We start from the raw sequence: 21,785 nt of genomic DNA, 5'->3' as shown, positions 1-21,785 counted from the left end.
GGCCCTGAGCGGGCCCGTCCATAGATTAAATCATCATCATCGCCCGGCGGCGGCGAAGTATTTCGCCGGTTCGTCGTGCGCGGCGAGCAGCGTTTCCAGCGGCAGAGGCCGGCTTATCCAGTAGCCCTGCAGGTAGTGCACGCCGTGCTTGCGCAGCCACTCCGCCTGTTCAGGCGTTTCAACCCCTTCGGCAACGGTCAGGAGCTGCAGGCGGCGGCTCAGCGTCAGCACTGCATCAAGCACCGGCGAGGTGACGGTTTCGGTTCCGATAGCCTGTACGAAGCCGCGATCGATTTTCAAAAAGTCGAAGTTGTAGCGTTCAAGATAAATCAACGCGCTGTGGCCGGTGCCAAAATCATCAATCGCAATTTCAAAGCCCTCCTCGTGCAGCCAGTCAAAGATGGCCAGCGATCGGTTCTTATCGATCATCGCGCGTTCGGTTATCTCCAGCACTACGCTAAAGTGATTGGCCGGCAGGGCGGCGGCAAACTGCCTTAAATCCGGCTTAAAGCTGTCGGCGTGCAGGTGGGCCGGGGAGATATTCAGCCCGAGCTTGCTCCCCGCCGGGAGGATCTTTTGCAGCGTTGGCGCATCGCGCGCGATCAGCGCCAGCAGATGGTGGGTCAGCGGCACGATCATCTGCTGGGTTTCGGCCAGGTTGATAAAGACGTCCGGGGGGATCTCGCCGGCCACCGGATGGCGCCAGCGCATCAGTACCTCAACGCCGCTAATGTGCAGGGTATCGGCTTTGACGACCGGCTGATAGACGATGTAAAACTGGTCGTTCTTTATTCCCATCAGGATTGCTTTTCGCGGATCGGACTTGATCGATAGCACGTAATAGCCCAGCAGTCCCGCCAGCAGCCCGCATACCACGCCCAACAGCAGAGCGTACTGGGTGTTTTCAGCCAGCCAGCTGTTGGCGTAGAGGTAGACCTTGAGCGGCAGCCCTTTGATCTGCACTTCGCGAATCGGCTCGGAGAGCATCGTTTGCGGGTTAACCAGCCTGTTGCTGAAGGTCGAAATAGCGCTGTTGTTGACCACCAGCGCAATGCCGCTGAAGTCATTTTGCCGGGCAGAATAGAGAATATAGGGCGTCAGGTTGGTATTAATTGACACGAAAATGCCGTCGTTACCGCCGTGCGGGCTGCGTACCCACATCGCCAGCGCCGAGCTTTTTGGCATCATCGGCGTACCCGGCAGAATGGCCATATCGATGGGTTTAGTGATATCGAGCTGCGGAATAAGCTGCTCCAGGGGGCTGTTCATTGGGCCGGTTGCCGAGGAGCAAAACGCCTGGCCATTTTTCACCAGCAGAAACGCCCGCACGTTTGGGCTGAACGCGGCATGGGCGGTCAGGCCCGAGGCAACGTTCTCGCAATCCCGGTCGACCAGCGGCTGCAGGTCGGCAATGGTCTGATTAAGCTCGTGGAAGTACTCATTCAGGTAAACGTTGACGTTTTTGATGATGGAGTCAAAGCGTTCCGCGCGGTTGTGATAGATAACCATAAATTGAATGCTACCGGCCAGCAGGGCGACGATAACCCCAATCAGTGTGCTGGTCAGCCAGATTTTACGCCGGGGTGAGAAGTAGCGGGTAAGCATAGGCTATAGTCAGTCCGTGTTTATGAGGCGCGCTAATGGGGTGACAGAAAAACGATTTCACCGTTTCCATTTAAAGACATAGCTTATATTGCGGCTTTGCGAGGCGATGAGCAAAAAAAAACACTGCTAAGGCAGTGTTTTTTAATTTCCGTTCGTCAGCCAAGGGAAAACTGACGACGGAAGAGATTACGAACGGCTCAGTACACGGCGCGCTTCGTTATAGCGCTTTTTCCAGTACGGCTCGTTCATGCTGGAGATGGTCACACCGCTGCTGGTGGAAGCATGAACGAACTGGCTGTTGCCGATGTAGATACCCACATGGCGGCCAGTGGAACCCGCTCTGAACAGGACTAAATCACCCGTACGCAGCTGAGAACGTGAAATCGATTTGCCGGAATCCTGCTGCTCTGACGTTGAGCGCGGCAGTTCCAGACCAAACTGTTCGCGGAAGGTGCGCTGCACGAATGCCGAACAGTCGATGCCTTTCCGGGTGCTACCGCCAAGGCGGTAACGCACGCCTTTCCAGCTAGCATACTGGTCCATCAAACGGGACTTAACGTCCAGATTGCTAACCATTGTTTCAAATTCATCCTGAGAGGCTTGCAGTGATGATAAATCGCCACTACCCACACCAAGCGTCTCAGAATGCATATTCTTTGCGGTACTACTTGTCGAGCTACAGGCAGAGAGCAAAACTGCCACTGCTATCGCGGGAACGACCCGCAGGATATATCTCAAAATCGGCTGAGATTTGACCATGTTGTGTGTTTTCCCTTGTTGTCCTTAACGACAATGTCGTTATAAAAAATGCCAAACGTGTTAGAGCCTAAATACCTGGCAGCAATGAGACAATTCCTTAAATCTAAATTTGTGCAGTAACGCACAATTTAATTCTGATGCCGGTTTTACGTTGCTGGAAAGGCAAAACGAGAATGAGATTACCCTATCAACACTGGGATGGCGAGCGGTTTTGCGAGATTTCTTATAAGAATTTTTGCGACAAAAAGTGAATCATCGGGAAAGGCCAAAATAGCGGCAGAGATGGGTAAAAAATATGCAATTACCTCATTTCTAAGACGATTAATGTGACAGAAAGATGATTGTGGGGATAAAAAAGGTGAAACATAAAAAAAGGGACCGAGAACGATCCCTTATGGATATTTAATAATATGCGACGGGAATGTTAATTTTTGTGCGTTCCAGCGGGCAGGGTCCGGTCGAACCAGGCAATCATTTTGTCGCTCAATGGGGTCAGCAGAACCCAGGGCGCGCCGACCAGCAGCGCGGTTAATGAACCGACGGCAATATCGGTAAACCAGTGGGCGCCAATCATCACCCGCGGGAAGGCAAACACAACGAAAATGGCGAGGGAAATAGCAAACGCCCGACGGCCAAAATAGCGCCACATGAAGGTGGCGAAAATCAGCAGCATCATCCCGTGATCGCCCGGGAAGCTATCCTTCGAGGCATCTTTGGTCGGGAATGAGACCACGTCGCTGACCTTAACGATACCGCTAAACGAGAGCGACGGGCTGGCGCGCTTAACCGGCATCAGGTGCTGCGCCAGCTGGTTTATCACCACCGCCGACAGCAGCATGACCAGGCCGATGATGACGATTCGGCGGCGGCCGGCGCTTTGCTCCTTCAGCCAGAAGCTCAGCATCAAGGCTCCCATCGCCAGCAGAGAGCAGGCATCGAAAGCGCGGTTGTTGATAATCGCCAGCAGCCAGGTATAGCCGCGGCTGACGCCGACGTTGTGGTTAAAGAAGTGGAAAATGGCGGAATCCAGCGGAAACCACAGCCCGTGGTTGGCGGGCAGATACCATGATAAAAAAAGCGCAATACCCGCGGCGTTAAGCAGCAGGATAAGGGAGATTCGGGTTTTATTCATAACGGTCGCATATTGTGTAAAACGGCGGCAAACATAGCCGCCTTAACTTAAACGTAGCCTCAACAGAGTGGCTTGTAGTGCATTCCAGTCCGCCTCGCCGTCGCAGATAAGCTCTATGCGGCTGTCCGGCGGGGCGACGTTCTGCGTTTCAATATTGAGGTCCAGCCCCTGACGGTTAATCCGCACCAGGCCTTCGGCAATACGCATCACGCCCTTCACGCGGCCCACCGGGGCCAGCCGCGCCCACTCCAGCAGGCCAACGGTATCGAAGATGGTATCGGCGTCAAAAATCCAGCCGCAGGCCCGGTAGCCCTGGCCTTCGTTGAGGCTGCGGCGCCAGCGCTGGTGGCCGGGGAGAGTCAGCGCCGCGAGGCCCTTTTTCTGCCCGTGGCCGTGCGTATGCTCCGCGCTCTCCGGCAGCGGGAGAAGGTTCAGCCGCGGCAGGTCCAGCAGCGCCGGGTCAATACTTCCCTGGGTGGCGCTGACGTGCAGGCGTTTGCCGGCATACTCCTGCCACCAGACGCTGAAGGCGCGCTCGCTTTCAGCGGTCATCCGGTCGGTTTTATTGCTGATAATGACGTCGGCGGCGGCCAGCTGATCGCGGAAGTTTTCATTAGCCACCGCCTTCGGGTCCAGAAGCTGGCGGGGATCGAGGACGCACAGCGTCGCGCGCAGGTCGATCCACGGCTCGTAGACCGCGGCGGTGAGAATATCGAGGATCTGTTTCGGATGACCGAGCCCGGTTGGTTCAATCAGCAGCCGGTCCGGCTTCCCCTGGCGCAGCAGGGTATTTAGCCCGACCTGCATTGGCAGGCCGTTGACGCAGCACATGCAGCCGCCGGGAATTTCTTTGAGTAATGCGCCGCTATCGGCCAGCAAAGCGCCGTCGATGCCCACTTCGCCAAACTCATTGACCAGTACGGCCCATTTTTCATCTGCAGGCTTGTGGGCCAGCAGATGAAGAATCGAGGTCGTTTTACCGCTGCCGAGAAACCCCGTGATCAAGTTTGTTTTGGTCACATTTTCTCCAGGATAGAAATGTAATGTTGTAACAGTTGAGACTATCCTGACGAAAAAATGGGGAAAAGAGAAGTCTTACGACGGACAGAAAAGAATTCTGTCCGTTAAACCGCAGAAATTGTTAAGAATCCAGCGCGGCGGCGACGGCTTCGCGCGCGCCCAGCGACGAGAGCTGGCGCCAGGCCGAGGTCACGTTGGCGACAAATTCGGCGCTGTGGGGAAGGTCGTTGCCAAAAATCTCTTCGAGGGAGAGCAGGGCGCTGACCCGCTCTTGCTCATTGCTGCCGGCGACCAGGGCGCGGATTTTCTCCGCCAGCGGATCGCGAACGTCAATCGGCTGACCGGCATCGTCCACGCCGCTAACGTAGCGCATCCAGCCGGCGACGCCAAGCGCCAGCAGCGGCCAGCGGCTGTCGCGGGCAAGATGCACCCGAATACCGTCAAGCATGCGCTGCGGGAGCTTCTGGCTGCCGTCCATCGCGATCTGCCAGGTGCGATGCTTTAGCGCCGGGTTGCTGAAACGTTCGAGAAGACCGTCGGCATAGCTCGTCAGATCGACGTCTTCAATAGAGAGCGTCGGCGCCTGTTCATCAAGCATCAGCCGGCGCGCGGCGGCGCGCAGCACCTCATCCTGCATGCAGTCGCTGATATGCGCATTGCCCGCAAGGTAGCCGAGCCACGCGAGGAAAGAGTGGCTGCCGTTGAGCATTCGCAGCTTCATCTGCTCCCAGGGCAGCACGTTGTTGGTCATCTGCACGCCGGCGGTTTCCCACGCCGGGCGGCCGGCGACAAAGTTATCTTCAACCACCCACTGAATAAACGGCTCGCAGCTGATGGCGCAGGGATCTTCGACGCCCAGCGCGGCGCTGATTTCCGCCAGCGACTCGTCGGTGGCGGCGGGAACGATGCGGTCGACCATCGTACCCGGGAAGCTGACCCGTTCAGCAATCCACTGCGCCAGCTCCGGGCTGCGTTTCTGTGCCATTCCCAGCACGGCGTTTTTCACCACGTGGCCATTGTCGGGAATGTTATCGCAGGAGAGCACGGTAAACGGCGGCAGGCGGCGCTCGCGACGGCGGGCAAGCGCCTCGACCAAAATGCCCGGCACCGACTGCGGCAGCGTCGGGTTATCCAGATCGTGCACGATGCGCGGCTGTTTGAGATCAAGCAACCCGCTTGCCGGGTCGATGCAGTAGCCTTTTTCGGTAATGGTCAGAGAGACGATAGCGACCTGCGGTTCGCAAAACTTCTCGATTATCGCCGGGAGCGAATCGAGCTTAGCGTTCAGGCACTCGTGCACCGCGCCGACCACGATAGCCTTATTGCCCTGCGCCCCTTTCTCCAGCACGGTAAACAGGTGATCCTGCTGGCGGAGCTGGCTCATCAGCCGATCGCCGCTGAACAGACTTATTTCGCAGATCCCCCAGTCGCCGCCGCTGGCGTTTAGCACCCGGTCGGTAAGCAGCGCCTGGTGCGCGCGATGAAAGGCGCCAAAACCAAAGTGCACAATACGCGAGCGCAGCTGGCTGCGATCGTAGCGGGGAAGCTGCACGTCTTCCGGTAGCGTAGCTGTAGCAATAGTCGTCATTCTTTACACACCTGATTAACCAATGATTAACACGGCCAGTGTAAAGTTATATGACAACAAATTAAATTGGTGAGCCGTATTTATACGCTTAGTGTGAGCTGGATCAATCAATTTAGCGGGATAAATTGACCCTTTTGCGGAAGCCTGTATGGTAGTCGTCATTGATGTTCGCGTTATTGGTATAACAACTTTAAAGGGGTATAGCGATGGAGCAAACCTGGCGTTGGTACGGACCGAACGATCCGGTATCGCTTGATGATGTACGACAGGCCGGCGCGACGGGCGTGGTTACCGCGTTGCACCATATTCCGAACGGGCAGGTATGGCCCGTTGAAGATATCAAGCAGCGTCAGGCGCTGCTGGCGGAAAAAGGGCTGACGTGGTCGGTCGTCGAAAGCATCCCGGTGCATGAAGAGATTAAAACCCATAGCGGGCAATATGCAACCTGGATTGCCAACTACCAGCAGAGCATCCGCAACCTTGCGGCCTGCGGGATTGATACAGTTTGCTATAACTTTATGCCGATCCTCGACTGGACGCGTACCGATCTGGAGTATCAGCTAGCGGACGGCTCGAAGGCACTGCGTTTTGATCACATCGCTTTTGCGGCCTTTGAGCTGCATATCCTGCAGCGCGCCGGCGCGGAGGCCGACTACACCGAAGAGGAGCAGCGCCAGGCGCAGGCCTACTTTACGGCGATGAGCGCTGCGGAAGTTGAAAAGCTGACCCGCAATATTATTGCCGGCCTGCCGGGAGCCGAAGAGGGCTACACCCTCGATCAGTTCCGCGCGCGCCTGGCCGAATATGACCATATTAATAAAGCGCAGCTGCGTGAGAATATGGCCGTTTTCCTGCGCGCCATCGTGCCGGTATGTGAAGAGGTGGGCGTGCGCCTGGCCGTTCACCCGGACGATCCGCCGCGTCCGATCCTTGGCCTGCCGCGCATCGTGTCGACCATCGAGGATATGCAGTGGCTGAAAGAGGTTGTTGATAGCATTAACAACGGTTTTACCATGTGTACCGGCTCCTACGGCGTGCGCGCCGACAACGACCTGGTGAAGATGATTGAAACCTTCGGCGATCGCATTCACTTCACCCATCTGCGATCGACCTGCCGCGAAGAGAACCCGAAAACCTTCCACGAGGCGGCGCACCTGAACGGCGACGTCAATATGGTGGCGGTGGTGAATGCGATCCTGAGCGAGGAGCTGCGCCGCAAGCGCGCCGGCGATCTGCGGCCGATCCCGTTCCGCCCGGATCACGGCCATCAGATGCTGGACGATCTGCGTAAGAAAACCAACCCGGGATATTCGGCGATCGGTCGCCTGAAGGGGATGGCGGAAGTGCGCGGCGTTGAGCTGGCGCTGAAGATGACGAAGTACCCGGAACTGCTGTAGGTCACACAGTACGTCGGATAAAAAAATGCCCGTCAGCGGCGATGCTGGCGGGCATTTTTGCGTTGATTATCGGTGATTAAGCCGCCGTTCGATTAGTCGGCGCGGCCCATATAGCGGCTCTCTTCGATATGGATACGAATGCGTTCGCCCGAGCTCAGGTATTCCGGAACCTGCACCACGAGGCCGGTGCTCAGGGTTGCCGGTTTGTTGCGCGCGCTGGCGGATGCGCCCTTGATGCCCGGCGCGGTTTCAACAATCTCCAGATCGACGGTCTGCGGCAGCTCCAGCGCCAGCAGCTGGCCGTCCCAGGTCAGAACCTGCATGTCCGGCATGCCGCCTTCCGGAATAAACAGCAGCTCTTCTTCAATCTGCTCTTTGGTGAAGATATACGGGGTGTAATCTTCTTTATCCATAAACACGTATTCGTTGCCGTCGACGTAGGAGAAGTCAACGTAGCGGCGGGTCAGGGTCACGGTATCGACAATGTCGTCGCCCTTAAAGCGTTCTTCAACCTTCAGACCGGTACGTACGTCGGCGAAACGCATTTTGTACAGCGTTGCTGCGCCACGGGCGCTCGGTGACTGAATATCAATATTTTTTACAATCAGCAGCTTGCCGTTGTAATTCAGCACCATACCTTTTTTAATTTCATTCGCTCTTGGCATTGCGGTAATCCTGTAACTTAAAGGGTCAAAATATCGCGTAAAACTACTCGCGCCGGGCCTTTCAGGCAAGTGGAATTCGCGCGTTTTGCTATCTTCGGATAAAACGTTTAGGCTGCGTCTGAAAAAGCACCGTTAAGAGAGCCATCTATGGAATGTCGTACTGACTGCGGTGCCTGCTGTATCGCCCCCTCTATCTCATCCCCGATCCCCGGCATGCCTGACGGCAAGCCCGCGAACACGCGCTGCGTACAGCTGTCGGCGGGCAACCTGTGCAATATCTTTGGCTCCCCGCTGCGCCCCAAGGTTTGCGGCAGCCTGCAGCCGGAGCGCGAGATGTGCGGAACCCGGCGCGATGAGGCAATGGCGTACCTTATTCATCTCGAACGGCTCACCGCCGGCTAGCGGCGCCGTTTTATCCCCTCGGCTTAAATATCCCTGATGCGCCACAGGCACAGCTGGGCGATCGCCCCCATGCCGAGCGCGATCCAGAATACCGCGTGATAGCTCCAGATCTCGGCGACCACGCCGGCCAGCGACCCGGCAATAATCCAGCCGACGCGGATGGTATTCGCGTACAGCGTGGTCGCTGCACCCGCCTGACCCGGCATTAAATCCTGAAAATAGAGCATGCCAATTCCCGCGAGGATGCCAATGAAAATGGCGTTCAGCAGCTGTAAAGCCAGCAGCAGCCCGGGAGTGTGAACCAGCAGCATGCCGACGTAAAACAGCAGCCCGGCGACGGCGGCGACGCGCATCAGAAAACGCTTGCCGAAACGGCGGGCGTAATAGCCGGCGATCAGCATCGTCGGAATTTCAAGACCGGCGGCGGCGCCCATCATTAATCCGGCCAGCTTCTCCGGCAGGTGCAGCTCATTAATAATATAGAGCGGCATATTAATGATGTAGAGGCTGTTGATCCCCCACATCAGCGTGCAGACGCTGAACAGCAGCAGCGCGTCGCGGCGATGGGTGCGCGGCGCCTCCAGCTGGCCCGACGCCGCCCTGGGCTCTTTGCGCATGCTGGGCAGAAAGAACCACACTATCGCCCCGCAGAATACAAAGGCGACGGCGGCGCTGAGGTACATCACGGTAAAGCCGAAGCCCATCGCCAGCGCGTAGGCCAGCGGTGGGCCGATCACCCATGCCAGCGACACCTGGGCGCGCAGAATCGAGCTGAACATCACCGCCTCGCGGCCGGTTTTATCCGCATGCTCGCGGGCAAGGGCGAACATCTGCGGGTTGGCGGTGGAGCCGAAGCTGCTGAGGAATACCCCGACGAAAAGCAGAACAAAGTAGCTGCGGTTCCATGCAAACAGCAGGCAGGCCAGCACCCCCAGCAGGCAGCAGAAGACGATCAGCTGCTTACGATCCCCGCGGCGGTCCGAGCGCCCGGCGAGAAACTGGCTCACCAGAATGCCGATGACCGCGCTACCGGTAAAAAAGAAGCCGACCATCGCCGGGCGCACGTGCACTTCATTAGTCAAAAACAGGCTCAGGGTGGGCGTTTGCAACGCGCCGGCAATCCCGGTCAGAAAGGCGACTATCAGGAAGGCGGAAGAGGTTAAATCGAACCCGCGTCGGGGAAGGGCGGCGCTGCTGTTTTGCATGTGCTGTTATCTGTGGTTTCAGGAGTCGCGAAGTTTACGCCGCCCGTCAGAAAATGAACAGTAGTATGGCACTAATAAATCAAAAAGGCGTTTCAAAATATGACGTTCAGCAAAATGCTGAAGCTGAGGCCGTTCTTGCGGTACGGCTTCAGCAAAAATGTGCGTTATCTCTAACTTCTGTTATCAGGCTGGTAACTTATCTTGCGCGGTGATTAAGAAAGGTACAGACTCATTGAAACGTTTCAGCGTCATCAGGGTTTTCTTCAGCAGCACGGTGACGCATTTTTTCACCTGGCAGCTGAAACGATTCAACTCAGCAGGAGAGGAGATCCATGTTCCAGTTATCTGTGCAGGATATTCATCCCGGCCAGCAGGCCGGTAATAAAGAAGAGGCAATTCGGCAGGTTGCTTCTGCGCTGGTAAGCGCAGGCAACGTGGCGGAAGGCTACGTTAACGGGATGCTGGCGCGCGAGCAGCAGACCTCTACTTTCCTTGGTAACGGGATTGCGATTCCGCACGGTACCACCGACACGCGCGACCAGGTGCTGAAAACCGGCGTCCAGGTCTATCAGTTCCCGCAGGGCGTGACCTGGGGGGAAGGGCAGACGGCCTATGTTGCCATTGGTATCGCCGCCAGTTCTGATGAACACCTCGGGCTACTGCGTCAGCTGACGCACGTGCTAAGCGATGATTCTGTCGCCGAGCAGCTCAGGTCTGCCACCACGGCGGAAGAGCTGCGCGCCCTGCTGATGGGTGAAAAGCAGAGCGAGATGCTGAAGCTGGATAACGACACGCTGAGCCTTGATATTGCAGCCAGCGATCTGCTGACCCTGCAGGCGCTGAACGCCGCGCGGCTGAAAGAAGCCGGCGCCGTTGACGCCGCGTTTGTCAGCCGCACCATTAACGATAAGCCGCTGAATCTGGGTCAGGGTATCTGGCTGAACGACTGTGCTGAAGGCAACCTGCGCAGCGCCGTTGCCGTGAGCCGCGCCGCCAGCGCATTCACCGCCGATGACCAGCCGGTCTCGCTGCTGATTACCGTCGCGATGGCCGACGAGCAGCCGACCGCGGTGCTCAGTCGCCTGAGCAATCTGCTGATTGATAAAAAAGCTGACCGTCTGCTGAAGGCCGACAGCGCAACGCTGCTGGCGCTGCTGACCAGCGATGATGCGATTGCCGAGGACGTGCTGAGCGCTGAATTTGTCGTGCGCAACGAGCACGGGCTGCATGCGCGCCCGGGCACTATGCTGGTTAATACCATCAAACAATTTTCCAGCGACATTACCGTCACCAACCTCGACGGTTCCGGCAAGCCGGCCAACGGCCGCAGCCTGATGAAGGTCGTGGCGCTGGGAGTGAAAAAAGGTCACCGTCTGCGCTTTACCGCCCAGGGTGAAGATGCGCAACAGGCGCTGGATGCGATTGGCGAAGCTATCGCCGCAGGCCTTGGGGAGGGCGCATAAATGAGCAGACGTGTAGCAACGATTACTTTAAACCCGGCATACGATCTGGTGGGTTTCACCCCGGAAGTTGAGCGCGGCGAAGTCAACCTCGTCCGCACCACCGGCCTGCACGCGGCCGGAAAAGGCATCAACGTCGCCAAGGTTCTGAAAGACCTCGGTATTGACGTCACCGTCGGCGGCTTCCTCGGCAAAGATAACCAGGACGGTTTTCAGCAGCTGTTTAGCGAGCTGGGAATTGCCAACCGTTTTCAGGTTGTGCAGGGCCGTACCCGCATTAACGTCAAGCTGACGGAAAAAGACGGCGAAGTCACCGACTTTAACTTCTCCGGCTTCGAGGTGACTCAGGGTGACTGGGAGCGTTTCGTCAATGATTCCCTGAGCTGGCTGGGTCAGTTCGACATGGTTTGCGTCAGCGGCAGCCTGCCGTCAGGCGTCAGCCCTGAGGCCTTCACCGAATGGATGATTCGCCTGCGCAGCCAGTGCCCGTGCATTATTTTCGATAGCAGCCGCGAAGCGCTGGTTGCCGGCCTGAAGGCGGCACCGTGGTTAGTGAAGCCAAACCGCCGCGAGCTGGAGATTTGGGCCGGCCGCAAGCTGCCTGAAATGAAAGACGTGATTGACGCCGCCCACGCGCTGCGCGAGCAGGGGATTGCCCACGTGGTTATCTCGCTGGGTGAAGAGGGCGCGCTGTGGGTTAACGCCTCCGGCGAATGGATTGCCAAGCCGCCTTCAGTCGAAGTGGTCAGCACCGTTGGCGCCGGCGATTCTATGGTTGGCGGCCTGATTTACGGCCTGCTGATGCGTGAATCCAGCGAGCATACTCTGCGCCTGGCCACGGCCGTTGCGGCCCTGGCGGTGAGCCAGAGCAACGTTGGTATTACCGATCGTACCCAGTTGGCCGCAATGATGGCGCGCGTCGACTTACAACCGTTTAATTGACAGCAGGAGAGGCATAATGAAAACGCTGCTGATTATTGATGCCGGACTCGGACAGGCTCGCGCCTATATGGCGAAAACCCTGCTGGGCACCGCGGCGCAAAAAGCGCAACTCGAACTGATTGATAACCCGAACGATGCGGAGCTGGCTATCGTCCTCGGCTCAACGCTGCCTGCTGACAGCGCGCTGAACGGTAAAAAGGTGTACCTCGGCGATATTAACCGCGCCGTTGCCCACCCCGAGCTGTTCCTCGGCGAGGCGAAAAGCCACGCCACGCCTTACGCCGCGCCTGCTGCGGCGCCCGCTGCGGCCAGCGGCCCGAAACGCATTGTCGCCGTGACCGCCTGCCCAACCGGCGTGGCGCATACCTTTATGGCCGCAGAGGCTATCGAAACCGAAGCGAAAAAACGCGGCTGGTGGGTGAAGGTTGAAACGCGCGGCTCCGTCGGCGCGGGCAATGCGATCACGCCAGAAGAGGTGGCGCAGGCCGATCTGGTTATCGTTGCTGCGGATATTGAAGTTGACCTGGCGAAGTTTGCCGGTAAGCCAATGTATCGCACTACGACCGGCCTGGCGCTGAAGAAGACCGCCCAGGAGTTTGAAAAGGCGCAGCTGGAAGCCAAACCGTATCAGCCTTCCGGGCAGAGCGGACAGCAGGCGGATAGCGCGAAGAAAGAGGGCGGCGGCGCCTATCGCCACCTGCTGACCGGCGTCTCCTACATGCTGCCGATGGTGGTGGCGGGCGGCCTGTGTATCGCGCTTTCCTTCGCCTTCGGGATTAAAGCATTTGAAGTGAAGGATACGCTGGCGGCGGCGCTGATGCAGATCGGCGGCGGTTCAGCCTTTGCGCTGATGGTTCCGGTGCTGGCGGGCTTTATTGCTTTCTCCATCGCCGACCGTCCGGGCCTGACGCCGGGTCTTATCGGCGGTATGCTGGCGGTGAGCGGCGGTTCCGGCTTTATCGGCGGGATCATCGCGGGCTTCCTCGCCGGCTACGTGGCTAAGCTTATCAGCAAGAAGCTGAAGCTGCCGCCGAGCATGGAAGCGCTGAAACCGATTCTGATCATTCCGCTGGTTTCCAGCCTGATTGTCGGTCTGGCGATGATCTACCTGATCGGCAAGCCGGTTGCCGGTATCCTGGCGGGCCTGACCCACTGGCTGCAAACTATGGGGACGGCTAACGCGGTCCTGCTGGGCGCCATCCTCGGGGCAATGATGTGTACCGATATGGGCGGTCCGGTGAACAAAGCGGCGTACGCCTTTGGCGTCGGGCTGTTGAGTACCCAGACCTACGCGCCGATGGCGGCGATTATGGCGGCGGGTATGGTTCCACCGCTGGCGATGGGTATCGCCACGCTGGTGGCGCGCAACAAGTTTGACAAAGGCCAGCGCGAAGGCGGTAAAGCGGCCCTGGTTCTCGGACTGTGCTTCATCTCCGAAGGGGCCATTCCGTTCGCCGCCCGTGACCCGATGCGCGTTCTGCCATGCTGTATCGTCGGCGGGGCGGTAACCGGCGCCATCTCCATGGCGATTGGCGCCAAACTGATGGCGCCGCACGGCGGTCTGTTTGTTCTGCTGATCCCAGGCGCCATTACGCCGGTGCTCGGCTACCTGCTGGCGATTGTTGCCGGTACGCTGGTTGCCGGTCTCTCCTACGCGGTGCTGAAGCGTCCGGAAGTGCAGGCGGTTGAAAAAGCAGCCTGAGTAAAACCTTGATAAGCAAAAGGGCCGATAATTCGGCCCTTTCTTTTTTTAGCAGTTGGGATTCTCCCGGCATCGACCTCAGGCCGAGGCTTCCGCCGTCTGCTGCGCCCGCAGCCAGGCAATCTCTTCCGCCCAGATATCGGGATTCACGGTCTCGAGGATCAGCGGAATACCGTCAAAACGGCTGTCCTGCATGATCCAGCGGAAAGCGTCGTGGCCGATATTGCCTTCGCCGAGGCTATGGTGGCGGTCGACGCGGCTGCCGAAGGTGCTTTTGGCATCGTTGAGGTGCATCCCGCGCAGGTATTTGAAGCCGACGATGCGCTCAAAATCGGCGAAGGTTTTCTCACACTCTTCGGCGCTGCGCAGATCGTATCCGGCGGCAAAGGCGTGACAGGTGTCAATGCATACGCCGACGCGGGATTTATCCTCCACGCCGTCGATAATGGCGGCCAGATGTTCAAACTTAAACCCAAGATTGCTGCCCTGACCGGCGGTGTTTTCGATAACCGCGGTCACGCCTTCGGTTTTTTCCAGCGCGATATTGATCGAGCGGGAAATGCGCGCCAGGCACTCCTCTTCCGCTATCTGCTGCAGATGGCTGCCGGGATGGAAGTTCAGCAGCGTCAGCCCCAGCTGCTGGCAGCGGGTCAGCTCATCAATAAAGGCTTCACGGGATTTTTCCAGCGCCTCTTCGACCGGGTGGCCGAGGTTGATCAGATAGCTATCGTGCGGCAGGATTTGTCCGGGAGCGAAACGGTATTTTTCGCAGGCGGCTTTGAATTCAGCAATGGTTTCGTCGCTCAGCGGCGCGGCGCGCCACTGGCGCTGGTTCTTGGTGAAGAGGGCGAAGGCGGTCGCACCGATTTCGGCTGCGCGAATGGCGGCATTGGCCACTCCGCCGGAGGCGCTGACGTGCGCTCCAATATATTTCATAAAAAACTCCAGTTAAGCCGCTGCGGGGTGGGTAATGATAGCGGCTTAACCGAAGAGTTACATCATCCTTAACATAGCCGTCATACTTCAGGCCATCAGGGCGTGGACCGCCAGGTTAATCGCGCCGCCGCCGACAATCAGCCAGACGAACAGCACTAATGCCATCAGCAGCGGTTTGGCGCCGGCTTTTTTCAGCGCGCTAACGTGAGTGGTCAACCCCAGCGCGGCCATCGCCATCGCCAGCAGTACTGTATCGAGCGTTACCAGCGCGTCGACCGCCGCTTTTGGCAGCAGGTGGAAGGAGTTAAATATCGCCACCAGGATGAACATAATGGCAAACCACGGGATGGTGATTTTGCTTTTCTCACCGCTGCCGGCCGGGGCCAGCTGCTTAACGCGGGCGGCGAGGAACAGCAGGAACGGTGCCAGCATCATGACGCGCAGCATTTTGGCAATCACCGCCGCGTTCTCAGCGTCCGGGCTCACCGCATGGCCTGCCGCAACCACCTGCGCCACCTCATGCATGGTCGAGCCCATATAGATGCCGTAGGCTTCCGGCGTAAACCAGTGCGCCAGCAGCGGATACATCGCCGGATAGAGGAAGATAGCCAGGGTGCCGAAAATCACCACCGTGGCCACGGCGACGGTCACCTTGCTGGCCTCAGCCTTCACCACCGGTTCCGTTGCCAGAATCGCCGCCGCGCCGCAGATACTGCTGCCGGCGCCAATCAGCCAGCTGGTGTGCTTATCCAGGCCGAAGATTTTCTGCCCGAGGACGCAGGCGATAAAGAAGGTGCTGGTCAGCGTCAGAACGTCAATGGCAATACCGCTCACGCCAACGTCGGCAATCTGCGCGAACGTCAGGCGAAAGCCGTATAAAATAATACCGAGACGCAGCAGATGCTGTTTGGCAAAGATCACGCCGCCGTCGCAGGGCTGCCATATTTTGGGATAGAGCGTATTGCCGACGACCATGCCGAACAGGATGGCCAGCGTCAGGGCGCTGAAGCCGGCGCCGGCGATAGCGGGAAAGCTGCCTGCCCAGAGCGCTGCGCCGGTCACCACGGCGGTAAGCGCCAGTCCCGGGACAAAATGCCACAGTGTGCGATGTTTTGTCGGTAAAGTGAGTGCTGTCATAACCTTCTCCTTTGTCTGCGTAAAGATTACGACGCGCTGGTTTAAATATAAAATTGATTATATATTTATAATCAATCGTAATAAGTGGTAAACAAGCCTCTTCGCGGCTCGGTACGGCGCTACGCGCCGATGGTCGGGACGGCGAAGAGTGATGTCGGATAGACGAGCAAGGAAGGGTTATGCATATCACGCTACGGCAGCTGGAAGTTTTTGCTGAAGTTCTCAAGAGCGGTTCAACCACCCAGGCGTCGCAAATGCTGGCGCTTTCGCAGTCGGCGGTCAGCGCGGCGTTGACCGATCTGGAAGGGCAGCTGGGCGTGCAGCTTTTCGATCGCGTCGGCAAGCGGCTGGTGGTCAACGAGCACGGCAGGCTGCTCTACCCGCGCGCGCTGGCGCTGCTGGAACGTGCTATTGAAATCGAGCAGCTGTTTCGCGGCGACAACGGCGCGATCCGCGTTTATGCCAGCAGCACTATCGGCAACTATATATTGCCGGAAATCATTGCCCGCTACCGCCGCGATTTTCCCGACCTGCCGCTGGAGCTGAGCGTCGGCAACAGCCAGGACGTGATTAACGCCGTGGCCGATCTGCGGGTGGATATCGGGCTGATTGAGGGGCCGTGCCACGCGGCGGATATCATCGCCGAACCCTGGCTGGCGGACGAGCTGGTGGTGTTTGCCGCTCCCGGATCGCCGCTGCTGGAGGGCGAAGTGACGCTACAGCGGCTGGCGGAGGCGCCGTGGATCCTGCGCGAACACGGCTCGGGCACCCGGGAAATCGTCGACTATTTACTGCTATCGCACCTGCCGGCGTTTCAGCTGGGGATGGAGCTAGGCAACTCCGAGGCTATCAAGCATGCCGTACGTCATGGACTTGGAATTAGCTGCCTTTCGCGGCGGGTTATCGCCGAACAGCTGGAGGTGGGATCGCTGGTTGAGCTGAGCGTGCCGCTACCGCCGTTAACCCGCACCCTGTGGCGGATCCATCATCGCCAGAAGCATATTTCCAAAGCGTTACAGCGTTTTCTGCGCTACTGCGAGGTGTAAAAACGCGGGGGCCGGGGCGTTCGGATGAAGAGAGGCGGGGGATTATTGCTGGCAATTCCGCGATTTAGTGCTTTACTAATAATCCATGTTCGATCATGAACCTCTCTTATAACTTTGTATTTGTACCGGATGGATCGCCGATCGTCTGCTACAATCTCGCCTCGTTTTTTTGATGGATAGCATTTTCACATGGTTTCGGATACTAAAACCACAGAAGCGCCCGGCCTACGCCGTGAACTGAAGGCGCGTCACTTGACCATGATCGCTATTGGCGGTTCCATCGGTACAGGTCTTTTCGTTGCATCCGGTGCAACTATTTCCCAGGCAGGCCCCGGCGGCGCGCTGCTTTCTTATATTCTGATCGGTCTGATGGTCTATTTCCTGATGACCAGCCTTGGCGAGCTGGCGGCGTACATGCCGGTGTCCGGCTCCTTTGCCACCTACGGTCAGAACTATGTCGAAGAGGGCTTCGGCTTCGCGCTGGGCTGGAACTACTGGTATAACTGGGCGGTGACCATCGCCGTTGACCTCGTTGCCTCGCAGCTGGTCATGACCTACTGGTTCCCCGATGCCCCAGGCTGGATCTGGAGCGCGCTGTTCCTCGGCATTATGTTCCTGCTGAACTGGATCTCGGTCAAAGGCTTCGGTGAAGCAGAGTACTGGTTCTCGCTGATCAAGGTCGCCACCGTCATCATCTTTATCGTTGTTGGCGTGATGATGATCGTCGGCATCTTTGAGGGCGCGCAGCCGGCGGGCTGGAGTAACTGGGGTATCGATGATGCGCCGTTTGCCGGCGGCTTTGCGGCGATGATTGGCGTGGCGATGATCGTCGGCTTCTCGTTCCAGGGCACCGAGCTTATCGGCATCGCCGCGGGTGAATCAGAAAACCCGGAGAAGAACATTCCGCGCGCCGTGCGCCAGGTGTTCTGGCGTATTCTGCTGTTCTACGTGTTCGCGATTTTAATCATCAGCCTGATTATCCCTTATACCGATCCGAGCCTGCTGCGTAACGACGTGAAGGATATTTCCGTCAGTCCGTTTACCCTGGTGTTCCAGCATGCGGGTCTGCTGTCTGCGGCGGCGATCATGAACGCGGTGATCCTGACGGCGGTGCTGTCGGCGGGCAACTCCGGAATGTACGCCTCTACGCGTATGCTCTACACCCTGGCCTGCGATGGCAAAGCGCCGCGTATCTTCGCTAAGCTGTCGCGCGGCGGCGTGCCGCGTAACGCACTGTATGCCACCACGGTCGTGGCGGCGCTGTGCTTCCTGAGCTCAATGTTTGGCAACCAGACCGTTTACCTGTGGCTGCTGAATACCTCGGGGATGACCGGCTTTATCGCCTGGCTGGGGATCGCCATCAGCCACTATCGTTTCCGCCGCGGCTACGTGCTGCAGGGCAACGATATCAACGATCTGCCGTATCGTTCCGGGTTCTTCCCGCTTGGGCCGATCTTCGCCTTTGTCCTGTGCCTGATTATCACTCTCGGCCAGAACTACGAAGCGTTCCTGAAAGACACCATTGACTGGGGCGGCGTGGCGGCAACCTATATCGGTATTCCGCTGTTCCTGGTTATCTGGTTTGGCTATAAGCTTGCCAAAGGCACCCGTTTTGTCCGCTATAGCGAAATGAAGTTCCCGCAGCGTTTTAAGCAGTAGCGTTATTGATTGCCCCATAAAAAAACCCCGGATCCCCGGGGTTTTTTTTCGTCATTAGATAATCAGAAGCTATAGGTCAGGCCCAGGGTATAGCGGCGGCCGTCGAGTACCGTATCGTAGGTATCGTAAGCAATCTGCTTATCGAGAACGTTATACACCCCGGCGGAAACCAGCAGGTTTTTGTTGGCGTTATAGCGTAAGCCCAGATCGACCTGCGTATAGGAAGGCGTGCCCTGAGCCATCGAGGTACGGCTCAGATACTCTGAGGTTTTCCCGCGGAAGTTCAAACGACTCCAGAAACCGACGTCAGGCGTGGCCTGCCAGTCCAGGGTGGTATTGAACATGTTTTTCGGCATTTTATTTAAAGGCTTACCGGAGAACTGGCCGCTTTTCTGTTCTGACTGGGTATAGGTATAGTTCGCCGTCCAGTTCAGATCGCGAGTTATCTTCCAGCCGAAGGTTGATTCCACGCCGCGCATGTTAGCCTTGTCGACGTTGACGCGATCGCTGACGAAATCATAGCTGGTATTGCCGATGGTGCAGGCCGGGTCGGACTTGCTGTTACAGCGGCGAACTTCGGTAATTTTGTTTTTAAAGTCGGTATTGAATAGCGTAAGGCCGGCGTTGAGGTTGTCGTTGTTATCCCACAGTAAAGCAATCTCTTCGCTCAGGCTTTTTTCCGGCTTGAGGTCCGGATTACCTACGATAATACCGTCAAGACGGCCGCCGCCGGTGACCTGGCCCCAGTTGGCGGAGGACTGACGGAGATCCGGCGCGCGGTAGCCAGCGGATACGCCGCCTTTCAGCGTCCACTGCTCGGCCAGATGCCATACGCCGTAGCCGCGCGGCGTCCAGTTGGTGCCGTAGTTTTCATCTTTATCCATGCGCAGGCCGCCGGTGAGCGTAAAGCTCTCGGTCATCGCCCATTCGTCTTCCGCAAACAGCGCCCAGCTCCAGCGAGTCAGCTTACTTAGTCCATCCGCCGCCTCCAGCTGGTTGCCTTTATCGCTGAGCTTCTCATAGCGATACTGGCCGCCCAGCGTCAGGGTGTGATCGCCAAGGAAAACCTGATTCTGGTTATTGAGCGTCGTGTTGTACGACTTCATTTTGCGCCCGGGGTTGTTGGTCTCTTCCTGCTGGGCATAGCTGGTGGTGTTGAAGTGCTCATAGTAGCCGCTATGGGTCAGCGAGTAGGTGGTGTGTTCGTAGCGGGATTCGCTTTTGCTGTTTGGCTTACAGACATCGCCGCGGCAGCTCTCCTCCGCCATCGACATTCCCGGCGTGCTGTTGCGATCCTGCAGTTCGCGCGCGTAGTCGAGATCGAAGTCGTTTTTGTCGTCAGGCGTGAAGTTCAGCGTGACGCCGCCGTTGCGCATTCTCTGCTCGTTGAAGCCGTTTTCGATTTTATCTTCCGCGCGGCGGGAGAGCAGGCCGGTGACTTTCGCCCCCAGTAATCCGTCAATCAACGGGCCGGAAGCGTAAAGGTTGCTCTGGAACAGGTCGCCGGAGTCGTTATTTTCCTGGAACGTTGCGTCGCCGTGCAGCGACCCGGTCCAGGCCTTGGTGTTAGAGATTTTTTTGGTAATGACGTTAATCACCCCGCCCATGGCGTCGGAGCCATAGAGTGAGGACATTGGTCCGCGGATAACTTCGATCCGCTCAATGGACTCCAGAGGCGGCAGCCAGCCCTGTTCGATTCCCGAGTTATCGCTGTTTGGGCGAGTGCTGCGGGTGCTGACGCGCTTACCGTTCACGAGGAAAAGGGTGTACTGGGATGACATGCCGCGGATGCTGATATCGCTGCTGCTTCCGCCGCCTGTGACCACCACGCCGGGTACGTCTTTTAGCGCATCGGTAACGTCGCGGTAGGCCTTATCTTCAATCTGCTGTTTGGAGATAACGGAGATAGAGGCTGGTGCATTCTGGATCTTTTGTTCAAAACCGGTGGCCGTCACGACCATGGTGTCTGAATCAGCTGCGTGAACAAGCGGTGAGATGGTGGCTGCGTAAATGGCGGCGGCCAGTACCTTAACGCGAGGTATAGTCATTTTTACATTCCATTTCAAATGAATAAATCTCCATCGGGATAACCCTGAGAACCGTATTTATTTGTCTTGTAAGAACTCTGAATGATGGAGAGAAGAAGGAGGGATTGTACAAAAAAATGTTATTTTGTAAACATTAATGATAATTGAAATCATTTGTATTTACTTTGTAATGAGTTAAATGATTTTAAAATCAGAAGGATAGGAGTGTGTAAAGGTGGAGGGCGTCAGCCCTCCTGTTTTATTTGATGAGATATTGAGCGTGAAAACGCAGGTGGTCTTCGATAAAGGAAGCAATAAAGTAGTAGCTATGATCGTAGCCGGGCTGAATTCTCAGGGTCAGCGGCCACGCCTTTTGACGCGCAACTTCGGCCAGCACCGCCGGCTGCAGCTGCTGGGCGAGGAACGCGTCGCTGTCGCCCTGATCGATAAGCGTGGGGATCGCGTCGCTGGCCTGGCTGGCCTGCATCAATGCGCAGCTGTCCCACGCCTGCCAGCTGGCTTCGTCGGCGCCCAAATAGGCGCTAAACGCCTTTTGCCCCCACGGCACCCGGGCAGGGTTGACGATCGGTGCAAAGGCCGACACGCTGGCGAAACGGCCAGGGTTCTTCAGTGCTATAATAAGCGCACCGTGACCGCCCATTGAGTGGCCGCTGATTGCGCAGCGATCGCTAACGTTAAACTGTGCGCCAATCAGCTGCGGCAGCTCGTCGCGAAGATAATCGTACATGCGAAAATGCGCGGACCACGGCGCTTCGGTGGCGTTGAGATAAAACCCCGCGCCTTTGCCCAGATCGTAGGCGCTATCGTCGGCGACGCTATCGCCGCGCGGGCTGGTATCCGGCATCACCAGGACCAGGCCTAGCTCGGCCGCGATGCGCTGAGCGCCGGCTTTGGTGGTAAAGTTCTCATCGTTGCAGGTCAGGCCGGAGAGCCAGTACACAACCGGCGGCGGCGTGCTATCGCGCTGCGGGGGTAAGAAGATGCTGAACGTCATTGAACAGTTCAGCGTGGTGGAGTCATGCCGCCAGCGTTGCTGCCGACCTTCATAACAGCGATGCTCTTCAAGCAATTCCATGCCGGGC

At 57.6% G+C, this 21,785-nt stretch carries 18 protein-coding genes; 7 read left to right on the top strand and 11 right to left on the bottom strand.

Going from position 1 to position 21,785, the window contains the following annotated elements; translation table 11 throughout:
• Positions 1-36 precede the first annotated feature (36 nt).
• The 5 genes from EDF75_RS10680 to EDF75_RS10660 form a co-directional block, all read right to left on the bottom strand.
• Complete coding sequence (locus EDF75_RS10680; protein WP_133599138.1) at positions 37-1,605, bottom strand: cyclic di-GMP phosphodiesterase; 1,569 nt, start codon at positions 1,603-1,605, stop codon at positions 37-39.
• Positions 1,606-1,791: 186 nt separating this feature from the next.
• Entirely contained in the window at positions 1,792-2,364 is a 573-nt protein-coding gene (gene mepS, locus EDF75_RS10675; RefSeq protein WP_041146498.1) for a bifunctional murein DD-endopeptidase/murein LD-carboxypeptidase, read from the bottom strand.
• 424 nt (positions 2,365-2,788) lie between these two features.
• Positions 2,789-3,496, bottom strand: coding sequence for a phosphatase PAP2 family protein (locus tag EDF75_RS10670; protein ID WP_133599136.1), 708 nt, complete (start codon positions 3,494-3,496; stop codon positions 2,789-2,791).
• Between the two features lie 42 nt (positions 3,497-3,538).
• On the bottom strand, positions 3,539-4,516 hold the full coding sequence (locus EDF75_RS10665) for a CobW family GTP-binding protein (RefSeq protein ID WP_133599134.1): 978 nt from the start codon (positions 4,514-4,516) through the stop codon (positions 3,539-3,541).
• 121 nt (positions 4,517-4,637) lie between these two features.
• Entirely contained in the window at positions 4,638-6,104 is a 1,467-nt protein-coding gene (locus tag EDF75_RS10660) for a mannitol dehydrogenase family protein (protein WP_133599133.1), read from the bottom strand.
• 206 nt (positions 6,105-6,310) lie between these two features.
• Between EDF75_RS10660 and uxuA the strand changes: the two genes are divergently transcribed.
• Entirely contained in the window at positions 6,311-7,501 is a 1,191-nt protein-coding gene (gene uxuA, locus EDF75_RS10655) for a mannonate dehydratase (protein ID WP_133599131.1), read from the top strand.
• 92 nt (positions 7,502-7,593) lie between these two features.
• Here uxuA and yeiP read toward each other — a convergent pair whose 3' ends face one another.
• Positions 7,594-8,166, bottom strand: a complete 573-nt coding sequence (gene yeiP / locus EDF75_RS10650) for an elongation factor P-like protein YeiP (RefSeq protein ID WP_041146493.1) — start codon at positions 8,164-8,166, stop codon at positions 7,594-7,596.
• Between the two features lie 147 nt (positions 8,167-8,313).
• Here yeiP and EDF75_RS10645 point away from each other — a divergent pair, with 147 nt between their 5' ends.
• Complete coding sequence (locus tag EDF75_RS10645; RefSeq protein WP_041146492.1) at positions 8,314-8,568, top strand: YkgJ family cysteine cluster protein; 255 nt, start codon at positions 8,314-8,316, stop codon at positions 8,566-8,568.
• 23 nt (positions 8,569-8,591) lie between these two features.
• Here the strand turns inward: EDF75_RS10645 and setB are convergent, their stop codons facing one another.
• Positions 8,592-9,773 (bottom strand): sugar efflux transporter SetB, encoded by a 1,182-nt coding sequence (setB, locus tag EDF75_RS10640; RefSeq protein WP_041146491.1) that lies wholly within the window; start codon positions 9,771-9,773, stop codon positions 8,592-8,594.
• Positions 9,774-10,105: 332 nt separating this feature from the next.
• On the opposite strand from setB, the gene fruB reads away from it, so the two are divergent.
• From fruB to fruA, 3 genes are read left to right on the top strand one after another with little or no spacing between them, the layout of a single operon-like run.
• Entirely contained in the window at positions 10,106-11,236 is a 1,131-nt protein-coding gene (fruB, locus tag EDF75_RS10635; RefSeq protein WP_133599128.1) for a fused PTS fructose transporter subunit IIA/HPr protein, read from the top strand.
• Entirely contained in the window at positions 11,237-12,175 is a 939-nt protein-coding gene (fruK, locus tag EDF75_RS10630) for a 1-phosphofructokinase (RefSeq protein WP_041146489.1), read from the top strand.
• A gap of 16 nt (positions 12,176-12,191) precedes the next feature.
• Positions 12,192-13,877 carry a PTS fructose transporter subunit IIBC gene (gene fruA, locus EDF75_RS10625; protein WP_133599127.1) on the top strand — a complete coding sequence of 562 codons (1,686 nt, stop codon included), beginning with the start codon at positions 12,192-12,194 and terminating at the stop codon, positions 13,875-13,877.
• A 78-nt stretch (positions 13,878-13,955) separates the two neighbouring features.
• Here the strand turns inward: fruA and nfo are convergent, their stop codons facing one another.
• Both nfo and EDF75_RS10615 read right to left on the bottom strand, forming a co-directional pair.
• Entirely contained in the window at positions 13,956-14,813 is an 858-nt protein-coding gene (gene nfo, locus EDF75_RS10620) for a deoxyribonuclease IV (RefSeq protein WP_128877543.1), read from the bottom strand.
• 87 nt (positions 14,814-14,900) lie between these two features.
• Positions 14,901-15,950 carry a YeiH family protein gene (locus EDF75_RS10615; protein ID WP_133599125.1) on the bottom strand — a complete coding sequence of 350 codons (1,050 nt, stop codon included), beginning with the start codon at positions 15,948-15,950 and terminating at the stop codon, positions 14,901-14,903.
• Between the two features lie 179 nt (positions 15,951-16,129).
• On the opposite strand from EDF75_RS10615, the gene yieE reads away from it, so the two are divergent.
• Together yieE and EDF75_RS10605 are read left to right on the top strand one after the other, a co-directional pair.
• Positions 16,130-16,996: a DNA-binding transcriptional regulator YeiE gene (gene yieE, locus EDF75_RS10610; protein ID WP_095100714.1), complete on the top strand. Its 867-nt coding sequence runs from the start codon at positions 16,130-16,132 to the stop codon at positions 16,994-16,996.
• 189 nt (positions 16,997-17,185) lie between these two features.
• Positions 17,186-18,655 carry an amino acid permease gene (locus tag EDF75_RS10605; protein ID WP_133599123.1) on the top strand — a complete coding sequence of 490 codons (1,470 nt, stop codon included), beginning with the start codon at positions 17,186-17,188 and terminating at the stop codon, positions 18,653-18,655.
• Positions 18,656-18,717: 62 nt separating this feature from the next.
• Here the strand turns inward: EDF75_RS10605 and EDF75_RS10600 are convergent, their stop codons facing one another.
• The gene (locus EDF75_RS10600) at positions 18,718-20,703 is read right to left on the bottom strand and encodes a ligand-gated channel protein (protein ID WP_133599121.1); all 1,986 of its coding nucleotides are present in this window, start codon (positions 20,701-20,703) and stop codon (positions 18,718-18,720) included.
• Between the two features lie 238 nt (positions 20,704-20,941).
• Entirely contained in the window at positions 20,942-21,778 is an 837-nt protein-coding gene (gene fghA, locus EDF75_RS10595) for an S-formylglutathione hydrolase (RefSeq protein ID WP_133599119.1), read from the bottom strand.
• Between the last annotated feature and the right edge of the window lie 7 nt (positions 21,779-21,785).

Source organism: Klebsiella sp. BIGb0149 (assembly GCF_004362605.1).
Classification (GTDB): Bacteria; Pseudomonadota; Gammaproteobacteria; order Enterobacterales; family Enterobacteriaceae; genus Klebsiella; species Klebsiella terrigena.
This window is presented reverse-complemented; position numbering and strand designations above follow the sequence as displayed.